Source organism: Vibrio sp. 10N.247.311.51, assembly GCF_041467855.1.
GTDB lineage: Bacteria > Pseudomonadota > Gammaproteobacteria > Enterobacterales > Vibrionaceae > Vibrio > Vibrio coralliirubri.
Window position 1 is genome coordinate 107,098 of the sequence record NZ_JBFSVK010000014.1, and the last position, 21,786, is coordinate 128,883.

At 45.8% G+C, this 21,786-nt stretch carries 7 protein-coding genes; 4 read left to right on the top strand and 3 right to left on the bottom strand.

Going from position 1 to position 21,786, the window contains the following annotated elements; all coding sequences use genetic code 11:
- Nucleotides 1-41 precede the first annotated feature (41 nt).
- From AB6E85_RS14260 to AB6E85_RS14270, 3 genes are all read right to left on the bottom strand, one after another.
- The gene (locus tag AB6E85_RS14260; protein WP_372143082.1) at nucleotides 42-12,506 is read right to left on the bottom strand and encodes a VCBS domain-containing protein; all 12,465 of its coding nucleotides are present in this window, start codon (nucleotides 12,504-12,506) and stop codon (nucleotides 42-44) included.
- A gap of 280 nt (nucleotides 12,507-12,786) precedes the next feature.
- The gene (locus AB6E85_RS14265) at nucleotides 12,787-14,808 is read right to left on the bottom strand and encodes an FAD-dependent oxidoreductase (protein ID WP_050634294.1); all 2,022 of its coding nucleotides are present in this window, start codon (nucleotides 14,806-14,808) and stop codon (nucleotides 12,787-12,789) included.
- A 153-nt stretch (nucleotides 14,809-14,961) separates the two neighbouring features.
- Nucleotides 14,962-15,990, bottom strand: a complete 1,029-nt coding sequence (locus AB6E85_RS14270) for an AraC family transcriptional regulator (protein ID WP_048606245.1) — start codon at nucleotides 15,988-15,990, stop codon at nucleotides 14,962-14,964.
- A 237-nt stretch (nucleotides 15,991-16,227) separates the two neighbouring features.
- Here AB6E85_RS14270 and AB6E85_RS14275 point away from each other — a divergent pair, with 237 nt between their 5' ends.
- The 4 genes from AB6E85_RS14275 (at nucleotide 16,228) to AB6E85_RS14290 (ending at nucleotide 21,728) form a co-directional block, all read left to right on the top strand.
- Nucleotides 16,228-17,535 carry an acetyl-CoA hydrolase/transferase family protein gene (locus AB6E85_RS14275; protein ID WP_372143083.1) on the top strand — a complete coding sequence of 436 codons (1,308 nt, stop codon included), beginning with the start codon at nucleotides 16,228-16,230 and terminating at the stop codon, nucleotides 17,533-17,535.
- Between the two features lie 9 nt (nucleotides 17,536-17,544).
- The gene (fadB, locus tag AB6E85_RS14280; RefSeq protein WP_372143084.1) at nucleotides 17,545-19,698 is read left to right on the top strand and encodes a fatty acid oxidation complex subunit alpha FadB; all 2,154 of its coding nucleotides are present in this window, start codon (nucleotides 17,545-17,547) and stop codon (nucleotides 19,696-19,698) included.
- A 15-nt stretch (nucleotides 19,699-19,713) separates the two neighbouring features.
- On the top strand, nucleotides 19,714-20,874 hold the full coding sequence (fadA, locus tag AB6E85_RS14285; protein WP_372143085.1) for an acetyl-CoA C-acyltransferase FadA: 1,161 nt from the start codon (nucleotides 19,714-19,716) through the stop codon (nucleotides 20,872-20,874).
- Between the two features lie 284 nt (nucleotides 20,875-21,158).
- On the top strand, nucleotides 21,159-21,728 hold the full coding sequence (locus AB6E85_RS14290) for a hypothetical protein (protein ID WP_050634289.1): 570 nt from the start codon (nucleotides 21,159-21,161) through the stop codon (nucleotides 21,726-21,728).
- Nucleotides 21,729-21,786: the final 58 nt, after the last annotated feature.

Consider the following 21,786-nt stretch of genomic DNA (forward strand, 5'->3'; position numbering starts at 1 on the left):
GAGCACATTATGTGCTCCCTTCTGTTTAGTCTCGTTATCGGTTAACTATTTGGGTCAATGTCCGGTAGCCCGTCTACGTCGTTGTGATGATGGTGCTCATCATCTTGGTTATGGTTGATGTTTGCATCATGGTGTTCCAGCGCGTCTGACATATCCAAGTGCGCTTGGTCATGTGTTACTGCATCTGGTTGGTCGACTTGTGCAAGTATGATATCCATATCCGCAGGTTGATCATGAACCGTTGTCGATGTCGCATCGGGTTTAATGCCCAATGCATCCAGATAAGCGGCTGCACCATGGTGACTGGTTTTCTGATCGGGTTCTTGATGGATCTGCTGGGTTAAATCTAGATTACTATCATCGCTTAGAGTGACGGTAAAGTCGGCTTGTGAAGCCATGTCTGGCTCGTCATGTTGAACAGGAGGCGGTGGTGGGGGAGCTGGGTGTGATGTATGGACCAAAGGTGTGATTGTCATATCAACCACTTCAGTTCCAACTGTCAGCTTTCCACTATGTCCAGGTCCATGACTGAGTATCTGGATATTCACATGGGCGACAACTTCATCTTGATTTGTCCCTTGCAATGCTACTTCAAATTTATCTTCATGTTGACCTATACCAGAAGCGCTGCCATGAGGGCCCGTGTGAACTTGGGCTTGCTCTTGATAATGTAAATGACCAGTCTGAGGGTCAATGGTTAATGTACCGTATTGGCCATGATGGCTAGTGACGTACTGTCCGTTAGGTAAATGGATTCGCCAACCGCTTTGTGCTGTTGGTACCGGAGTTAATGAAGGTAATAGTGGTGGAACCCCAAGCGTGCCAGATACTTGGTGGCTTCCGGATGGTGGTCTGACAATGATAGGTTCAGGAATAGCGCTTGCAGCGAAACCTTGGCTACCTGCGGTATTACCGTGTTCGTCAGTCATTGTTGCTTGTACATTAGAACCGGGATGAACTTCAATTTGTATTCCATGCTGAAGAGTATGAGCATCTAATACATGATCCTGACCGTTAACGACAAGATGCTCACCGATTTTTGCATCACCGGGAGGCGTAACGGTTGCTGTGATCGTGTTTGCCTGTCCTCGGGCGATTTCAGCTTTACTGTATAAGTTGTCTGCCCCTGCGTTTTCAAAAGTAATCGTAGGAACGCTAACCTGTGTATCGACTTGGTAAGTAACATCTGCAGTGGCATGAGCGCTATTACCTGCGGTATCTGTTACCGCTACTGATGCCTCTATTTTTTGGTCAGCATCAGCGATGAGTTCACTGCCAGGTACGGCAATTGAATAGTGTCCTTTTGCATCGACCACGCCAGTATGCTGTGTCCCATTTACATCTAAAGTCACAATGTCGCCTGTATTAAAATCGCCAGAAACGGATCCGGTGATGTCAATGGAGCTGTTGGATTCTTGAGCATTAATCACATTGTCGGCGGTAATCGGGTCTGATTGAATACCGACGTGTACTTGCGTATCTATATGGACAGACAGAAGCGAAGAAGTTGCAGGCATCACTGATGAAGGAGCCAATGCTTTGGCGGATAGATTATGATCGCCATTCGACAAGCTGCTTACTGAAACACTATATTGGCCAGAGGCATCAGATACCACGTGTCCAACGGGTGTGGAACCATCGTAAATCGTGACTTTCGAGAATGGAATATCAGTGTGTCCGGTAATCGTTGGCGTAGTGTCGTTGGTAAGGTTGTCAGTGTTCGACGAACCCGAGTCACTCGTTGATGCCAAATCCAATGTCACCGAGTTTGTTGTCGCTACGTTGGTGACCATTTGCACAGTTGGTAGTGTCGTTGTAACCGTAGGTTGTTGAGGCACTGTGGTTGATATGACTAGGCCACCCGTTGGTGACATGGTGACATGCCCCGAGGCATCAAAGGTGATGAATTTCGAATCATCCGTATGGCCGTCACTGACTTTTACTTCGAATACATCGACACCATGATAGGAGTTGGTGGCAGAGTTATAACTCATTCCTGTGATAGACGTATTTGGTGTGTAGACGTAGTCACCAGTATTTGGATCGACGGACAGTGAACCGAATTGACCCGCAGAACTAACGACAGAGAAGGTATGAGAGTCAGTAACATCTACATCAGTCTCTGTTAATGTACCTGTTGTTGATGATGTTTGGTTAACGCCGAGAATCGGTGCGTCATTGGTTCCGGTAATGGTAACCACGATATCATGGTGCGTGCCATCTGCAGATTGGACCGTGATGGTTTCAGTGTCTGTCTGACCTTCGCCAAGCTGTTGAACTATAGGATGGTTGTTGTCAAGGTCGTAAGTCCAGTGACCATTTACATCGATATGAGCGTGCCCATAGCCTTTGCTTCCGGCTATTCCAGCTCCACCCTGTACCGCGGTAAACCCAGCTGTTCCATCAGGATCACTCGCCGTCAACGTACCTGAAGCTTGAAGTGTTATGTCTTCTTTTGCCACTCCTGTGGAGTCTCCACTGAATGTTGCAGGGTCAGCGACACTCGCTATATTAATGAGTATTGACCCTTCTTTTGAATCAAGATGACCATCGTTTGCGGTAAATTGCACCCCTCCTAATCCGCTGACACCAGAACTAAAGTAGTTGTGAGTTGGGGTGAAGATGAGTGATGAAACGTCGGAGGCGCTGACGTCATCACCAACATTCACTGTGGCGCCATTCAGCGATAACACGCCATGGGCGACATTGGTAATCGTGATGTGGTTTAACGCATCTCCATCAATATCAGAATATTTAAAGTCTGCGGTGGTGAACGCATGAGGCTTATCTTCTAAAGAACTAATAAAACTCGATCCAACGATAGGTGCATCATTGACTGCATTGACATCCACTACCATCGTTGCGTTTGCCGAATCTTGATGGCCATCATTCGCAGTAAATGTAAATTGCGCATAGTTGGCGCCGTTTTCATTATTGATCGGCGTGAAAGTTAAATGGCCTGCGTCTAAGTCAGCCTTGCTGATTTGCTGGTTGGCGGTTACGGCGTTACCGTTTAGAAGTAATAATCCATGACTCGGTATGCTGCTAATAGTCACGAACTGTAACGCATCGCCATCTTGATCACTGTAACCAAATTCACTGGCCGTAAAGGTTCTGGTGATGTCTTCATTTGTAGAAACGGTTTGCCCTGTCACCGTTGGCGCATGTTGTAGAGGAGGGGTGACTTCAATAGAGAGAGAGTTTTGAGAAGAATCTCCTATTGGGTTACCCCCATCATCACCGACACGATAAACCATACTTGGCACTTTACCTGTAAAGCCAGCTTCCGGGGTGAAGGTATAATGACCATTCGCTTCGATCGCGAGTGTACCGATACCGGCCATAGTATGTGGTTGCCCAGGCCTTACCGCGACATAACCTGACACGGGGTCCTTTATTTGAATATCTTGCAACACCAGATGTGCGTTGGAATCGGTGTCTGTTGCTGCACCACTCAATCCTTGATCCGTCCCAGAGCCAGTAAGTAGATTCCCTTCAACTGGACCACTATGTTGAACACCAGAATCACTGAGACTGTGTAGAGTAGGAGCGTCAGTAGTCCCGTTAATAGTGACGGTAATTGAATGCTTGGTACCGTCTTTTGATGTGACTTCAATGCTATCTGTGAGTGTTTGTCCATTGTCTAAGTCTTGAATCTGCGTACTCTTGTTGTCTGCTTTATAAACCCATATCCCAGTACTAGTGATGTCGAAATGACCGTAGGTTCCATCCAGAGATATTTTCGGTTGCCCCTTAAGATCTAATGCAGCTTCGCCATGACCATCAGCGTCAGAAACAATCAGGTGCCCATGACAAGAAAGGGCATCTGGAATAGTTGCTGACCCCGTTATATGCGCGTTGTGGTGAATGTTTGTATCTTCTCCTATGCTGCCGGAGTCACCGGTAAATGTGGCGGCATCATTAACTGCTGCAAGGGTTGTGATTGCTCTTGTATGAGCTATGCCACCGTGTCTATCGGCAACATCGTAAGTAAAGTGGACCGTTCCGTTGTAATTAGGGTCGGGGTTAAAGGTAAAACTGCCATCTGAATTTGATACCAAGCTACCGTGGTCTGCAGTCAAGTTTTCAACGTGTAACCAACCTCTATCGTTAGTATCAACATCTGTCGCATTAGCGATTAATTCAGCTTGTGTAATATGTATTGAAGTATCTTCCTTACCTGAAGGTAAAGAGACCTCACCACTAACGGTTGGTACATCATTATTGCCATGCACAACAACAGAGACACTTTTCGAGACATGGCTACCATCAGTAGACACTGCCTCAACCGTAAAGTGCTCCCAATATTCGTCGCCGTCTCCTAGTTTTGTCGCTTTGCTCTGATCAACGTCATAATGCCATTGTCCATCTGCACTTAGATGGAACGTTCCATACTGACCGCTAATGCCACCTGTTGGTGTTTGTGTCCAGCTCACCGTATCGTGGAGATCAACATCATGTGCGACTACATTGCCGGAAACTGAAGCACCTGTTTGGGCATTTTCTACGACATGACCCAGTTCTGAATTGGAATCGATGACGACCCCATCCTCTGTGCCGTTAACCTTAACCGTAATAGGAAATTCAGTACCATCGGTTGCTATTAGCTTTATAGATTCGGTTAATGATTCGCCATGCTTTAACTCTTGAACATGAACATTATTATTGTCGCCAATATAACTCCAAGAGTGCTCACCTTTGTGAGATCCACTTGCGATAGTGTGGAACTGGAATTTGCCATAAGGAGTCGTTACATCTAGGTTACTGCCTATATTCCATGTGTATTGTTTGCCTGCAAATTCGACAGTGACTTGAGTATTAGGGCTGTCTACATCAGTAACTTGTAGCGCTTGCCAATCTACAGCATCCATAATATTGGCATTCGTAGACATATGAGTGGCGATATCTTCAGTTGCAACACCATGATCAATGCCAGAAATAATGGTTTTGTCATCGACAGCAGCAAGTGTCGTACTCGCTCCAGTATGCGCAACACCACCATGCGCATCTTTTACATCGTAACTAAAATGAACTTGGCCGTTATAGTCTTTGGTTGGGGTAAAAGTGTAGGTGCCGTCTTTGTTATCTTGAATAGAACCATGATCGACATGAAGGTTCGCAATCGTCAGCTTGCCTAAGTCATTCGCATCTACGTCGACAGTATTGGCAAGAAGCTCTTGAGTAGTCAACGATACTTGCGTGTCTTCTTTACCACTATTAAGTTGTACTTCACTATTGCAATAAGGCCTATCGTTGTCACCATGTATGGTGATAACAATATCATGAGTAGTACCGTCTTTACTTTGTATCGTTATCGTATCAGTGAGTGTCTCATTTGCACCAAGTTGATCAATCGTCGATCCTACCTTTGTTGTTAATCCACCATTTACATCAGCAGTGCCGGTCGCAACACCATAAAACCATTTACCATCTGTATTAAGAATCAAATGGCCATATTTTCCATGATAGGTATAACCAATACCTTTAGAATCAAAACTATTCTCGCCGGTATCTGGATCGATGATTGTTAGTTGCCCCTCAACATGAATCATACTATTAGTTAAATGTGCCATACCTGGCTGGGCAAAGTCTGGCGACATATCAGGGTTTCTGTTTTCATAAACATCGCCAGTATCCACACCTGATATAACGGCTTTATCTCCCACCGCATCAATATGAAGTGTGTTGGTAGCCTCTGCAGAGTCGGTATGCCCATCGTTAACAGTATATTTAAACTGAACATCGCCATTGAAATCTTGCGCAGGGACGAACTGAAGTTTACTGATGTCAGCTGTAGGGATCTGTTGTCCCGCTGTAACATCGTGTCCATCAAGTAAAAACTTACCTTGTGTTGCTGGCGGAAGATCTGTGATTGCCATGGAATGTAGCGTATCGCCGGAGTCGATATCATTGAATCCAAATTGGCTGGCTTGCATTTGGTAGTGCGTGTCTTCAGTGCCATGTGCAAGTGTTGTCGCAATGATGGTCGGCTGATCATTGGTGCCTGTCACCGTTATTGTTATATCGTGGGCAGTGTGGTCTGCAGAATAAACACGATATACAACCTTTTCTACTTCACCTTCAGCTAATGATTGCAAGCGACTGTTTGAAACCTCATACCCCCAACTTCCAGCTGGAGTTATTCTTAGATCTCCACCAAAGGGGTCATGTATCGCTTTCTCACCAAATTGGTTAAACCGGAAGTGATCTTCGCCTGTGTCAGGATCAGTTACAGACAAAGAGCCTGATATTGCAATCTTTTGAGCTGAGCTGTGCCCGACATTATGATCTTCAATAATCGTTCCTGCATCATTGCCAGAAATCACAGCAGAATCACGGGTGGGAGTGAGAGTTATTGAGGCTGATGTAGCGACACTTCCACCATGTGCATCCTGCACATCATAGGTAAAGGAGACTTTGCCGTTGTAATCTTGGTTAGGGTGAAAGGTGAAGGTTCCGTCGTGATTATCGGTAATCTTTCCATGATCCGCGATAAGATTTGCTACAGAGAGTTTCCCCGCATCATTGTGGTCGATGTCTGTAGCGTTGGCGAGTAAATCAGAAGCATGTAGAACGACATCTATATCTTCAGTTCCAGCCGTAAGTGTAACTGCGGAGCTAACAACTGGAGCATCATTGTCACCTTGGATAGTGACTTGAATTTGATGAGGCGTACCATCAGCAGAACGTACAGTAACAGTATCAATTAACGTTTCACTACTACCGAGAGATTGAATCTTTGCGAGGCTATTATCAATTTCATAGCGATATGAACCATTGGATTGAAGAATGAGTTTTCCACCTTCCTGTGTTGTATATCCGGTATCCCATGTGCCTGTTTGTTGGTTTTGATGAAGATTCCCATCAAAATGATCTTCTCCAGCATCGGCGTCAGTAATGGTCAATTGGCCGTTGTATATAATCGTATTACCTGAGTTTAGAGTAAGGTTATGATCTTCTTGAACAGTAAAGGTGTCTTGCCCGCCAATTGTTGCACTGTCATTCGTTCCGTGTACAACTAGCGTAAGAGTCTTCGTATCCGTACCACCATTATGATCATCCACTTTTACCTGAACATGTATAACTTGGTCATTGTTTGCTCCCAAGTTTTGATAACTTGCATGGGAGGGGTCAAAAGTGTAACTACCATCATTGTTAAAGGTTAAGCCATCTACAGCTTTGTCAATAGTGAAGGTATGCGTGTCTTTTGTATCCACATCCGTGGCATGCATCTGGCCAGATAAAAGGGTCCCCCCTTCTGTTATTGATTGCGTCTGAGCGGTGAGTACTGGTTTATCATTAGTACCTTCAACGGTAAACTCCACTTTGTGCTGAGTTCCATCGACGCTGTGAATGGTGTACTCCTCTTTGAGTATTTCACCCTCTGAGAGATGTTGTACTAAATAATTACTCATATGGTAGTAATAGTTACCATTACTATTAACTTGAAGATCTCCACCATGAGACCCTTGATAAATACCACCATAAAGGACATCTGGAAACTGTGACTGTGCGGGACCATCAGGGTCAACAACATGGAACACACCAGAAGCTCCAAGGAGATGCCCACTGGAGATATCCACATTGATATCCTCTTTAACCCCAGAACCGGAGCCTGTAATAACCGCCGCATCACTGGTTGGTGCTAACGTCATACTCGCTGAAGTCGCTGTACTGCCAGCATGTGCATCTTTTACATCATAGCTAAAAGAGACTTTCCCATTGTAATCTAGGGCAGGATGAAAGGTAAAAGTACCGTCATGATTATCGGTGATTTTGCCATGGTCGGCGGTGAGGTTGGCCACTGAGAGTTGCCCTGCATCATTGTGGTCAATGTCTGTAGCGTTGGCGAGTAAATCAGAAGCGTGTAGAACGACATCTGTATCTTCAGTTCCTGCAGGAAGAGTTGTTACCGAAGAAACCTTAGGGTCATCATTTGTACCGTGGATTGTGATCTGAATTTCATGACTTGTTCCATCGACACTGTGGATTGTCACCTTATCGACAAGAGTCTCTGTTGACCCAAGATTTTGAATTTCTGGTTTACGATTATCAATTGTATAAGTATAAGTACCATCTTGTTGTAAAAGTACCCACCCACCCATTTTTGTATCATAGCCAATTCCGTGATAGGTGTGGCCTCTTTGAATATCAAACTGAGCTTCACCTTGGTCGGGGTCAACAATATCTAATTTTCCATCAAAATGAAGATTATATTGTGTATCAATATAACCACGATCTTCTGTCACATTGCCTTGATCAATTCCAGTAATAGTCGCAGCATCGCCAGTTGCTTGTAAGTGTAAATTCGCGCCTGTTGCAGTGATACCACCATGCGCATCTGTCACGTCATAAGTGAAGTGCACTTGGCCGTTGTAGTCTTTGGTTGGTGTGAAAGTGAAGGTACCGTCTTGATTATCTTGAATAGAACCATGATCGGCATGAAGGTTCGCAATCGTCAGCTTGCCTATGTCATTGGTATCCACGTCTATAGTGTTTGCTAAGAGTTCGGTGGCTGTGATGGTTTGCGCGAGGTCTTCTTTGCCGCTGTTGAGCTGTACTTCTGAAGAACAGTATGGGCTGTCGTTATCGCCATGAATGGTGACAACGATATCGTGTGTGGTGCCATCTGCAGATTTAACGGTGACAGTATCGGTTAGTGATTCCCCTTTACCCAGATGATCAATAGCTCTGCCGGTTGCATCTTGGCCGATGGAAGCATAGTAGGTCCAGTCCCCGTTAGTTTGAAGTATGACACGACCATGAGTGCCGTAATAAGTGCCTGTTTGGGCATAGCTTTCACCTGCATCAGCATCCACTACCGATAGGTGGCCATCGGTATGGATTTCATCGTTCCACAATTTCCCTATGTTTCCGTGCTGATGATCAGGTGAACGGTCATCAACATAACCGCCAGTCATACTGCCGTCTGGCGCGGTAAAAGTGTGTCCTTCATGGACATCGCCTGTCGATGTCCCCATTATCACCGCAGCATCATTGGTGCCATTCACGGTGATCGTCACTTGGTGTGGCGTGCCGTCAGCGGAGTGGACAGTAATAGTATCGGTAGCTGTTTTATGCGCACCTAACGCTTGAACGGTTGGGTTAGTATTATCTAAGTCGTACGTCCAAGCCCCAGAATCGGTCAGATGTAGAGTACCTAAGTTGCCTACGATATCTGTGTTGGAGAAATGTGCTTCGCCAGTATCTACGTCAGTGACAGTCAACGAACCAGAGGTTTGAAGCTTAGATTCTTCGGTGACAGCTCCTGAGCTTGTTCCCCCAATAACTGCTTTGTCGTTAGTGCCATTCACCGTGATCGTAACTTGATACGGCGTGCCATCAGCAGAATGGACAGTAATAGTATCAGTGGCTGTTTTATTCACACCTAACGCTTGAACGTTAGGAGCTGTATTATCAAGATCGTACGTCCAAGCACCAGAATCAGTCAGATGTAGAGTCCCCAAGTTGCCTACGATATCTGTGTTGGAGAAATGTGCCTCGCCAGTATCGATATCAGTGACAGTCAACGTACCGGATGTTTGCAATTGAGATTCTTCGGTGACAGAGCCTGAGCTTGTTCCACCAATAATTGCTTTGTCGTTAGTGCCGTTTATCGTAATCGTTACTTGATGGGTGGTGCCATCTGCAGAGTGAGCGGTAATAGTATCGGTAGCTGTTTTATGCGCACCTAACGCTTGAACGGTTGGGTTAGTGTTATCTAAGTCGTACGTCCAAGCACCAGAATCGGTCAGATGTAAGGTGCCTAGAGTCCCAGCAACATCGGTATTGGAGAAATGTGCCTCGCCAGTATCTACGTCAGTGACAGTCAACGTACCGGATGTTTGTAATTGAGATTCTTCGGTGACAGCTCCTGAGCTTGTTCCACCAATAATTGCTTTGTCGTTAGTGCCGTTTATTGTAATCGTTACTTGATGGGTGGTGCCATCTGCAGAGTGAACAGTAATGGTATCGGTAGCTGTTTTATTCGCGCCTAACGCTTGAACGATAGGATTGGTGTTATCAAGATCGTACGTCCAAGCACCAGAATCGGTCAGATGTAGAGTACCTAAGTTGCCTACGATATCTGTGTTGGAGAGATGTGCCTCGCCAGTATCGATATCAGTGACAGTCAACGTACCGGATGTTTGTAATTGAGATTCTTCAGTCACCGCACCTGAGTTTGTCCCACCGATTAAAGCAGCATCATTGGTGCCATTCACGGTGATCGTCACTTGGTGTGGCGTGCCGTCAGCGGAGTGGACAGTAATAGTATCGGTAGCTGTTTTATGCGCACCTAACGCTTGAACGATAGGATTGGTATTATCAAGATCGTACGTCCAAGCACCAGAATCGGTCAGATGTAGAGTTCCTAATCTGCCTGCAATATCGGAGTTGGAGAAGTGTGCTTCGCCTGTATCGATATCAGTGACAGTCAACGTACCAGAGGTTTGAAGCTGAGATTCTTCGGTGACAGCTCCTGAGCTTGTTCCACCAATAATTGCTTTGTCGTTAGTGCCGTTTATCGTAATCGTTACTTGATGGGTGGTGCCATCTGCAGAGTGAACGGTAATAGTATCGGTGGCGGTTTTATTCGCGCCTAATGCTTGAACTGTAGGGTTAGTGTTATCAAGGTCGTAAGTCCAAGCACCAGAATCGGTTAGATGTAGCGTACCAAACGAGCCGACGATATCGGTATTAGAGAAATGCGCTTCGCCTGTATCGATGTCAGTGACAGTCAACGTACCAGAGGTCTGAAGCTGAGATTCTTCAATCACCGCGCCGGCACTGGTTCCGCTTATCACGGCTTTATTATTGGTGCCGTTAATGGTAATTGCAATTTGATGAGGAGTGCCGTCGGCGGAGTGGATGGTTATGATGTCTGTTGTCGCAGAGCCTTGACCAAGAGCCTGAACTTGTGGATTTTTATTATCTAGATCGTAGGTCCAATCGCCATTGTCTTTTAGGTGTAAAGTACCCAGTGTCCCCTTGAGGTCGGAATTAGAAAAATGCGCCTCTTTTGAGTCGATATCGGTGATGTTGAGTTGGCCTGAAACCGTTAGTTCTTTATCTTCAGTAACTTGGCTTGAGCCATTACTTGTCCCGATAGCGAAAAACGAACTTGGTGAATTTGCTGTACTACTCGTGATTACTGCATGGTCGTTAGTGCCATTGATCGTAACCGTAACTTGATGCGCTGTACCATCAGCAGAGTGAACAGTGACGATGTCTGTCGCAGTTGAACCTTGGCCAAGCCCTTGAACTACTGGATTATTGTTATCTAAATTGTATGTCCACGCACCGTCTTTGGTGATGCTTAGCGTACCGAAACTACTAGTCACTTGTGAGGCTTGAAAGTGGTCTTCTCCAAGATCAGAGTCCGTTACTGAAAGCTGTCCTTGAACTTGCGTTGTTAAATCTTCAGTTACCGTGCCAGCATCCACGCCTGTAATCACGGCATTGTCGTCGTTCCCGCCGATCGTCATATCGATGGTTTGAGGCGTGCCATCTTTGGTGTGAATTGTGAAACTTTCATGCAGTGAAGTCGCCCCGGTTAGCGCTTGAACGTTAGAAAGAGAGTTATCAACTTGATACTGCCAGTGTCCATCAGAATCGATAGTTAATGAGCCATACTTCCCTGAGATAACTTCCGGCGTAACCGAACTTTCATTTTGATCAGGGTCTATGACATCAATTTTACCATTCGCATGTAACAAGCCTTGTGAATCAATATTGTGATCTTCTGTGACGACACCTGTTAAGTCTCCAGAAATACTTGGCGTGTCTTGCTTACCCGTGACCGGTACTTGAACAATGACGCTCGAGCCGTTAGATAGATGCAACAAGAAATGATCAGTACCTTGTTGGTGCTGATTCAACAGTATGTATTGAGGCGATTTTGGGTTTAATACAAACGTGTATTGACCATTTGCATCAACATGAAGCTCTCCGTAGGTACCTTTTATGACTTCTGACATGAAGGTGACGGGTAAAGCGGGCGTTGTAGGCGCATTCGAATGAGTCGGCTGACCGTTACTTCCTGAGGAGATAGTCGGCATCGATACCGAAGGAATATAATGGACTTGCGGGTGAGAAAGCGTCGATAAATGATGAGAAGGAACCAAGTGAGAGCTCGAACCATGGGCGGCATGACTTGCACTTAAGGTCGAGTTTACGTCGCTGTCGCTCGTTTGAGCCTCTTGATGAGTAACCGCTGATGAGTCCGTTCTTCCATGGTCGTCGCTGACATCTTTTTCTGTCACGCTATTTGCGGCTAGTTGATCTGCGGTATCACCGGAGCTGTCTATATCCTCGGCAGCCGCGTGTTTAGCCAATGATGGCAGTATCATCATGAGTGATTGAAAAAGCGGGATATTAACTTTTAGGTGTGAATGCAGTCTGAGCTTCTTTTTTTTTGTTGGTTTCTTTTGTTCTAGCTCGTTACTTTTCTTATTTTTGATTTCTGTATTTTTCTTGTTTGCTTCGACGTTTTTTTTGTTAGCCATTTTTCTCATCCGTGAATCGTGGTTGAACTATTTTAAGTAAAATACACAGATAGAGGTTTCGCTAGCTAATTGGATAATTTTTAAAGAAAAAACTGTAAAGTCGAAGAATTATCTCGTTTTGATGTAACGAGACGAAAGTGGGGAGGGCACTTAAGGAAAGATACAGTGAGAGGCAGGAACCAAACGTCCATGTTTGGTTTCGGTGTTTTAACTTAACGGAACTAAATTACCAAGTACAACTAACTAAAAGCGTTCAGCTAACTTAAAGCGTCAGATTATCTTAAAGCGTACGACCCACTTCAAAGCCATCCCAGATTGCGGCCATGATCGTTCTCGCTTTTTGGCTGTCACCGATATTGAATACTTCATCAACGTCCAGTTGATTCGCCAGTTCTTCATGCAAGTGATCTTCAGCTTTATAGCCAAGCGCTAACACAACGTGGTCGGAAAGCATTTCAACACTGCTGTTTTCAATGTTTAGACAAACGCCCGTATCGGTGATTCGCTCTAATCGTGTTGAAGTAAGAACGTTCACTTGTTCTTTGGCTAGAAGCTCTTTCAACATCTGGTAATTAGCAAAACAGGTGCCGTGAGGGCCGCCAATGATATCGTCTGATGCTTCAACTAATGTTACTGCTCTGCCTTGTTGAGCCATCCATAGAGCCGCTTCTGCGCCCACTAAACCCGCGCCAATCACACAGACTTTGTCGCCTGTAATTAGTTCAGGGTTCATCAACATATTTTCGGCAACTAAAACGTGCGGCTTATCTTTTCCTTCCAACCAGTTAGGTTGAGTTGGGCGAGAGCCGGTAGCGAAAATAACACTGTCTGGTTTTTCGCTTTCAATCGATGCTTTGTCTGCCGCTGAATTGAGTTTTACGTCTACCTTGTGTCGAGTCATTTCACCGCTGAACCACGCAATCAAGGCTTTATCATCATGCTTGAATGGAGGTTGGCTTCCCGGGATGACATTGCCACCCAGTTGGCTGCCTTTTTCGAAAAGGACTACATCATGTCCGCGCTCAGAAGCAATTCTAGCGGCTTCCATTCCCGCAACACCACCACCGACAACGACGACCTTTTTGGTTTTGTGCGTTGGTAGTAATCTGAACTCTTCTTCTCGTCCACAGCTTGGGTTAACCGCGCAAGATAGGTTACCCACTTCAGCCATACGACCTAGGCAACCAAGGTGACAAGATAAGCAAGGACGAACTTCTTCAAAACGACCTCGTCGGATCTTATTCACCGTGTCTGGATCGGCGAGCAGGGGTCTACCCAGTGACACGCCATCACAAATGCCATTTTGAACAGCATGCGAAGCGAGGTCTGGGTTCTCCATACGGCCAGCCATTAATACGGGAATATCGACCACTTCTGAAACGGCTTTGCAGTAGGGTTTGTACATGCCCGGTTGGAAGTAGTTTGGCGGGTGATTCCAGTACCATGAGTCATAGGTGCCGGCATCAACGTTCAGAGCATCGAACCCTGCGCTTTGCAGGTATTCAGCCGCTTTAAGACCTTCTTCCATATCTCGACCCACTTCTTCAGCGCGCTCGCCCGGAAGGATACCTTGGCCGAAACCTTTCATGTTGCCTTTAACGGAGTAGCGCAGTGATACCGGGAAGTCTTTGCCACAAACAGCTTTGATACCTTCAACAATCTCTACCGCAAAGCGATAACGATTTTCGAAGCTGCCACCGTATTGGTCTGTACGTTGGTTGAAAAATTCCATTGTGAATTGGTCAAGTAAGTAGCCTTCATGAACCGCGTGTATTTCTACACCGTCAAAGCCTGCTTTTTGGGCAATAGCAGCCGACTCAACAAACTTAGAGATGAAGTATTTTACTTCTTCAGTGGTCAGTTCACGATGTGTGATTGAAGGGTCGAAGCGGTTCGGCGCTTCAGAAGGCGCAATGGATTTGTCTTCAGGCGTGAAGCCCGGAATGCAAGAGCGTCCCCAACCAGCGGTAAGCTGTGCGAATATTTTAGTACCGTAGGTATGAACTCGTTCGGTCATCTCTTTTGCGCTGCGGATATAAGCGGTTGGATGGTTGGTTGGGCATGGAAGGGAAGGCATAGGGAACTGTTCAAGTTCATTTTCTACCATTTGCACACCGGTAATGATCAGGCCAACACCACCACGTGCACGAGCAACGTAATACTCAACGCCACGGCTGTTATACGCACCATCGCCATCGACACAACCTAAGGTGCCCATCGGGGCCATAGAATAACGATTCTTTAGCTTTAAAGAGCCGATCTTCATCGGTTCAAAAAGCACGTTATGCTCTTGTTTTAACATAATCTAATCTCCAATAATTGAATGCATTGGGTGTTAACCAAGCAAGTACTGGTGATATTAAAGCAAGGGATGAACGTGCTAACTTTGCACTTTAGGACAAAAGTTTTGCCGAATATGCCATCGAAAGTAACGTTGATTTAGATCAGTCTTTACCTAGGTGATATTCTGACTTCGCCTTAATTTTATTGGACTTAGCCCTGTCCATCTCTTAAAAGCACGTGAGAAAGTGCTCAAGTCAGCAAAGCCGAGCTGGTAGGCAATCTCGGTCATGTTGATGTGTTGGTCTTCTAGCAAGTGCAGTGCTTTTTCTAGCTTGTATTTTTCGACTACACCTCGATAGTTTGTGTTGAGTTCAGCAAGCCTTCTATTCAACGTTCGGATGTTCATGTTGAGCGACTGAGCAAGGCTCTCACCCGAAACATTCTCCAAGTTATTCGCTTGATTGAGCGCATTGTAGATCTGGAGAATCAGGTCGCCTTTCTTTAGGGACTCCGCGTCTTTTCTCAGTAGATTCAGTGCCGAAAAATAGATCCCTTCATCGTAATTATCTAAAGGTTTATGAAGATGCTTTTTGTCGATAGCGATCTTTCTTATTGGGTGTCCGGCGGTAATTTTTGCTCCCGTTAACTGTTCGAGTTGTTCGGTGTGCTCGGGAGAGAATTTGTGCTCAATCAGTTTGACGCTCACATCGATGTCTTCGCTAAGGATCACATGCTTGATGATGTAAATGAGTGTGGCGATCAGCATTGTTACGCCAAGGTAGGTGACGTGACTTTCTTGGCTGAAAGGCTCGCTGTTGAGTACCCATAACTCGGCGCTACCTTGCTTATTTTCTCGATATTGAAGCCGGATAGGCGACGCAATAATGAACGAGAATTCAGCCGCAGTTTTTAGCATCGCCTCGAGGTTTGGAGCGGTCCATAGTGCTAAGGAGTAACTGCCAAAGGTTAAGGGAGTAACGTGCTTCGCGGCTCTTACGGGGATCAGCTCATCATCGGTATATTCACACAGTTTTACTAACTCTTCACGAAGGTCGTGGAAATGCAATCGGCCATCTGAATTCTTACGCTTTGGCGGAAACAATTGGCTTTCCACTTTATGCTCTTTTGCTGTTAAAGCGAGCAAGGCTTGCCAGCCAGCGTGAACCGAAAGGGAGTTATGAAAGCGCTGTTCCAATGCCATTTTATGACCTTATAAATCGGAGATGTGATCAAAAACACAAAGTGATTAATTGTCCAGAATAGTGAATTTCTTGTCCTGAATTGCAAAGTTAAAGCCTAGGGAAATTGTATTCTGAATGCCGTGAAAAGGATATTTACCTGTACCCTACGTTCATGCATAACATACAAGTTTTGGTTTTAATGGAAAAGTAATATTCAAAATTTAGCCTGTTATGCAAAGTATAATGAGAACTACATAATGAATAATTGGCAAGAGATCCATAGCGAAAAACTACTCTCGTTAGAGTCTGCGGTAGGCAAACTCGCATCAGGTGACAAAATCTGGGCAGGTGGCTTACTGTCCATTCCAGTTGTTTTTCTAAAGGAGTTGGATAAACACCTCGACCTATTCAGTGATTGTGAAATCTACACAGGTTTGATGACGACTCCCTTCGAATTTTTGAAGCCTCAATATAGAGATAACTTCAAGCATATCAGTCTCTTCATGGGGCCAATTGAAAGAAAGCTGCAAAGCACAGGCAACGTAGAAGTGACGAACTTTCATTTCTCTAATTTCGAAAATATTTTTGAAAAACTGCAGCCGAATACGGTTGTCGTTGAAGTGACACCACCGAATGCAGACGGTTTTGTGAGCTTAGGCGCGTGTGGCGGCGTAGCAACGAAGGTGGCGCTGAAACATGCTTCTAAAGTAATTTTTGTTGTTAATGAACAGCAACCTTTTATCGGCAATGAAGACAATATCGTGCATGTTGATTGTGCGGACGCATTAGTCGAAGGCCATCATAGTATCGCGTCACCTAAAGCTGGCCAGCCTTCAGAGCTAGAGACCGAAATTGCAAAACACGTTAGCCCATACATTAAGGATGGAATGACGGTACAAATTGGTATTGGAACCATCTCAAATGCGATGGGTATGGCGCTTCGAGACCGTAAAGATCTAGGTGTTCATACAGAGATGTTTACGGAATCTCTCATGGAGATGTGTAAAGCCGGTGCGGTGTCTGGCACTAAAAAGAATCACATGCCAAACAAGATCGTCGCGGCATTCGCGGCGGGTCCTCAAGAAGTGATGGACTTTCTGCACAACAACCCAGACATCGAGATGGGCTCAATGAGCGAAGTCGTTGACCCGTATGAAGTCGCTAAGAACGATAATTTTGTCTCCATTAATACGTGTTTGATGATCGACCTTGTGGGTCAAGTTGCATCTGAAGGCGCGGGTTTTAGCCAGATTTCAGGATCGGGTGGTCAGTTAGATTTTGTACGAGCAGCGAACATGGCGAAAAACGGCGTCAGCATCTTAGCCTTGGCAGCAACGCGTGAAGGCAAAGGCGGCTTAGAGTCGAATATTCGTTTGTCATTGCCAGTGGGCACGCCGATTACTACGCCTCGTAACGATGTGCATATTGTGGCGACGGAATACGGCTCGGTTAACCTGCGTGGTATGACGGTCTCTGAACGCGTTCATGCGTTAGCGAACATCGCGCACCCAGATTTTCGTGAGTCGTTACTGGCTGAAGCAAAACAACATGGCTTAGTGAAGTAGGAGGTAATTATGTTTACAGGACAATTTTTCAAACTCGCATTTATCGAAGATTCTAATCGTATTGTTGAATTGGTTTTCAACGCAGAGTCTGATTCGGTTAACACACTCACTAAGTCGGCATTAATTGAACTTGAAAGCTGTCTCGAGCAACTTGAAAACAGTGATGCTGCTGGTCTGATTATCCGTTCGGGCAAAGCGTTATTTAGCACGGGTGCGGATGTAAAAGCCTTTCGCTCTCTGTTTAGTGGCGGTGATGCGGCCATTACCGATTACTTATCATGGGCGCACTCCATTTATAACCGAATCGAAGATCTTAACCTTCCTAAAGTCGCCATCGTTAATGGTGTAGCTGCTGGTGGGGGGGTAGAGCTTTCACTGCTTGCGGATTATCGCCTTGCAACGACCGACCTAAAAATGAGCCTGCCTGAAGTTAAGCTTGGCATCATGCCTGCATGGGGTGGGGTGACTCGATTACCGCGCATCACAGGTGTGGATACGGCTCTGCAATGGCTAACAACGGGTAAAACCTTTAAGGCAAAGCAAGCGCTAGAACATCACGTTGTTGACGGTGTGATCGATGCGAGTAAGACAAACCCAATCGAAAGCGCGTTAACCATGCTTGAGTCGTGCATCTCTGGTGACTTTGATTGGCAGCAGCGTTATGCAGAAAAACAAGCGCCACTGACTCTGAATGACGCGGAACTGGCGATGTCGATTAATGTGGCTAAAGGCATGGTCGCGAAAGCCGCTGGTCCTCATTATCCTGCACCAGGCATTATTCTGAACACGATTTCTCAAAGCGCTCGTTGTTCTCGCGATGAAGCCTTAAAGCTTGAGCAAGCGGGAATCATCAAATGTGTCGCAAGTGGTATAGCAGACGCTTTGGTGAATGTTTTCCTGAGCGACATGGCAGTAAAAGCGACGGCAAAGAAACACGCTAAAGGCGGCAAGAAAACCGAAGAAGTGGGTGTAGTCGGCGCGGGCATTATGGGCGGCGGTATCGCTTATGTGACCGCGGATAAAAAGCTGGATGTGGTACTCAAAGACATCAACAAACAGGGCTTAGCGTTAGGACTAAATGAAGCCAATCAACTGCTTTCAAAGCAAGTGACTCGCGGTCGTAAGAGCCCAGAGGCGATGGGTGAAGTGCTCAATCGTATCGTGCCGACTTTGCACAATGCAGCGTTAGACAGCTGTGATTTGGTGATAGAAGCGGTCGTTGAGAATCCAATCGTAAAAGAAAAGGTGCTAGCTGAGCTTGAACAGGTTGCGCCAAATGCAATGATTGCATCAAACACATCTACTTTGATGATCAGTGGCTTAGCGCACTCATTAAAGAACCCAGAGAACTTCTGTGGCATTCACTTCTTTAATCCGGTGCACCGCATGCCGTTGGTTGAAGTGATTAAAGGTGAGCAAACATCAGCGGAAACCATTGCAACCGCAGTCAACTACGTTCTGGCACTTGGCAAGACGCCTATCGTGGTGAACGACTGTGCTGGCTTCTTGGTCAATCGCTGTTTAACGCCTTACTTCTTGGCTTTCAACCAGCTGTTGGTTGCGGGCGGTGATATTGCTCAAATCGACAAAGTGATGAGCAAAGGGTTCGGTTGGCCAATGGGGCCAGCGCATCTGCTTGATGTGATTGGACTCGATACCGCGGATCACTGCATTGATGTGATGAGCGAAGCCTTCCCAACGCGTTTAGCCAAGCCTGAAGCGAATCTGATCGCGGAATCTGTGGCGAAAGGACGTTTAGGGCAAAAAACAAAAGAGGGTTTCTATCTGTACAAAGCGGATCGCAAAGGTCGCTTACAACCAGAAAACCATTTGGAAACCACTGCGCTAATAGACAGCCTTTGTGATGCACCAATCTCAATGGAGCCTCAAGACATCACAATGCGAATGATGTTACCGATGATGTATGAAGCGATTCGCTGTTTAGATGACGGCATTATTTCTTCAGCTGCCGAGGGTGATATTGCGTTTATCTACGGCACTGGATTCCCGGCATTCCGTGGCGGAATCTTCTACTACATGGATAGCATGGGTCTAGATAAGTTGTTAGAGATTGCCCAACAATATGAAGACTTAGGTTCTTTATATGCCATCCCTCAAGGTCTTCGTGACCGTGTTGAACTGAACCGTAATTTTTACGCGTAACCTGGAGCAAGAAATATGAAAAACGTAGTGATTGTAGATGCGATTCGAACTCCAATGGGGCGTTCAAAAAATGGTGTATTTCGACATGTTCGAGCCGATGATCTTTCGTCTCACTTAATGAGCACCATGCTGAAGCGTCAGCCAAAGGTTGAATCCACTCTGATTGATGATGTGATCTGGGGTTGTGTGCAGCAAACCGAAGAGCAGGGCGTTAACCTTGCGAAGGTCGCAGCACTTCAAGCTGGGTTGTCTGAAGAAGTACCAGCAACAACAGTGAATCGTTTGTGTGGTTCTTCAATGGATGCACTGCACATGGCAACGCGCTCGATAAAAGCGGGTGATGCCGATGTTGTTCTCGTTGGTGGTGTTGAGCATATGGGGCATATCCCAATGACCAAAGGCATCAACTTAAACCCATACAACCGCAATATGGCACAAGCGTCTGCGATGATGGGGTTAACGGCGGAAGCACTTGGTCAACTTCATAACGTGTCTCGTGAAGAGCAAGATGAATTGGGCGCTCGTTCACACCGACTCGCGCACGAAGCGACACTTGAAGGTCGCTTTGATAACGAGATTGTCCCAACCATGGGTCATGACGAAAGCGGTGCGCCAACCTTGGTTAAGCACGATGAAGTGATTCGTCCTGAAACCACCGCTGAATCTTTGTCTAAGCTTCGCCCTGCGTTTGACCCGCGAGGAACCGTAACGGCAGGTACGTCTTCGGCCTTGTCTGACGGCGCATCTTGTTTGCTGGTGATGAGTGAAGATAAAGCCATCGAGATCGGCATTAAACCAAGAGCTAGAGTTATCTCTTCTGCCTCTGCGGGAGTGCCAGCGGCGCTTATGGGTTATGGACCCGTTCCGGCAACCAAAAAAGCGTTAGCGAAGACTGATCTAACGATCGCAGATATCGATTTTGCTGAAGTGAATGAAGCCTTTGCAGCGCAAGCTATCCCGTGTTTAAAAGATTTAGGCTTATGGGAGCAGCGTGAAGATAAAGTGAACCTGCATGGTGGAGCGATTTCACTGGGTCATCCTTTAGGATGTTCGGGTGCTCGCATCGTCGGTAGCCTTATCAATATTATGGAACAGCGTGGTGGTCAATACGGGCTAGCAACTATGTGTATTGGTATGGGGCAAGGTATTGCGACGATTATCGAAAGAGTGGAGTAAGTCACTTAATGGTTCGAGATGAGCTCGTCATCTAGGTGACCAAGACAATAAATTAGGGTAACGATCCAAGCCTTCAACCTGTGTTGAAGGCTTTTTTAGTGAGTTGCACTTTTTGCTTATCCAGAACTATCATTGAAGGACACACATGCCTTAAGTTCAAATAATCGACAAACCATGGTTATGAATGAATATTTTTTCAACGGTCAGGCAAATATCGGCACAATGGCATTGACCTTACCCTAAGGGTAACGTTTATAGTTGCGGTGTAAATTCAAAGGTAAGCTATGACAAACACATTCCGAAAAACTTGGATTATTGTTTTCAGCATCATTGCGATGTTGATGTCTAGCTATGCCTCAAGCTCTTCAGCCATGATGGCTAATATCATGGCAACGCAGATGATGTCGAATAAGTCTATCTGCCATCACAACGATTCGCCGAGCGATCCTGATGCCGCAAGTCAATTTGCTGCCGGTTGCCATGTGACCGTTACCGATTCAGACATGAGCGATCATGTTCATGCAAGCACGCCGAATGGCGACCAGTCTGTTCATGGAGCTCACTCTGCCCATGATGACCACGCTATTTATGTTGAGCTGTCTGCTGATGACAAGATGGCTTCACATCAAGAATCAATGGATGCTCACGGAGAGCATGTGATGGGCAACAACTGTTGTGGCGGTTCGGATTCTGCTCATATCTGTTGCTATTCTGTTTGTTCTACCGCATCACACACAATTCAGGCGCTCCAAGCCAACTACCAAATTTCCTCTTCATTCGCACCTCATCACTCTGTGACTATCGGTCAAAAAGTGACTCGTGCACAATCTTTGCTACGCCCACCTTCCGCATAAATCTATATCTAAAAATACAGCTATATCAGTTAGATAATTCTGATAAGCCATTCTTTTT